Raw genomic sequence first — 1,143 nt, 5'->3', positions numbered from 1 at the left:
TGCCGTTGTCGTCAGAGCCACAGGACAGTGCCAATGACAGCAGGACAAGCAACAGAAAGATGTCCCTTAATCTCAATATTCCTATGGTTTTCATGGTTTTAGCTTTTTATGGTCGTTTGGGACCTGCCACTTCCATATGGCACCATTAGTCAATGATGATCTTTCGGATTACGTGGTTGTAGCTGTCCGCAACATAGATCTCCCATTCCCCTGTATGGAGCACTCCCAAAGGGGAGTTGAATTGGGCCCCATTACCGAGACCGTCCACGTGACCTTCAGATTCCGGAACCCCGGCAATCGTGGTGACATGCCCATCGGGATCGATCCGGCGTACGCAGTGATTTAAACGATCGGAAATGTAAATGTTACCATCCCCGGCCACTGACACATCCCTTGGACTCCTGAACTTTGCCTCCGATCGGGAAACGTCATTTACATATCCCCGATCACTCCCGGCAAATGTTCCAACCGTTCCGGCATCTTGATCTATGGCACGGATCCTATGGTTACCAGAATCCGCAAGCAGTATCGTTCCCTCACCGCTCTTCGCCATGCCCTCGGGAAATCTGAACCTTGCCTCTGAAAGGCCGCCATCCATATACCCTTCTCGCAGGTCAATCTCTGGACCGGGACCCGCATAGGTGCCCACCGTATATTGACCGTCATCAAGGGATATCCTCCGTATCGCATGGTTATTCCGATCTGATACGTACAGCGTACTGCCCCCTGAACCTTCCTCTAAAAGTATTTCGGTTGGACTTCTGAATCTGGCACCGTCACCAGGTCCGTTTTCATATCCAGATCCATTTCCTCCCGCAATCTTAGACCAAACACCGTTAGGTGTGATCATTACTATCCTATGGTTCTCTGCATCCGCGACATAGATATTGTCATCGCTGTCTATGGCCAACCCTTGGGGATTGTTAAATTCTCCTTGCCCGTTACCACGCTCGCCCCCGGCAAAGGTGGTGACATTTCCGTCCGGGGCTATCTTCCGTATGGCATGGTTGGCCCTGTCGGCAACAAATATGTTGCCCCCTGAGTCCTTTGCCAAATCCCAGGGCAAGTTGAATTTGGCAGCCGTTCCGGACCCTTCCTCATAACCTTCTTCCTCCGGAGTTCCCGCAAAGGTCTCCACATTGA

At 51.4% G+C, this 1,143-nt stretch carries 1 protein-coding gene; it reads right to left on the bottom strand.

What is annotated here, in order from left to right:
* Nucleotides 1-145 precede the first annotated feature (145 nt).
* On the bottom strand, nt 146-1,143 hold a 998-nt coding region (locus FGG15_RS20025), incomplete at its 5' end, for an NHL repeat-containing protein (protein WP_202619611.1).

The sequence above is a fragment of the Flagellimonas algicola genome, from assembly GCF_005937185.1.
Classification (GTDB): Bacteria; Bacteroidota; Bacteroidia; order Flavobacteriales; family Flavobacteriaceae; genus Flagellimonas; species Flagellimonas algicola.
This window is presented reverse-complemented; position numbering and strand designations above follow the sequence as displayed.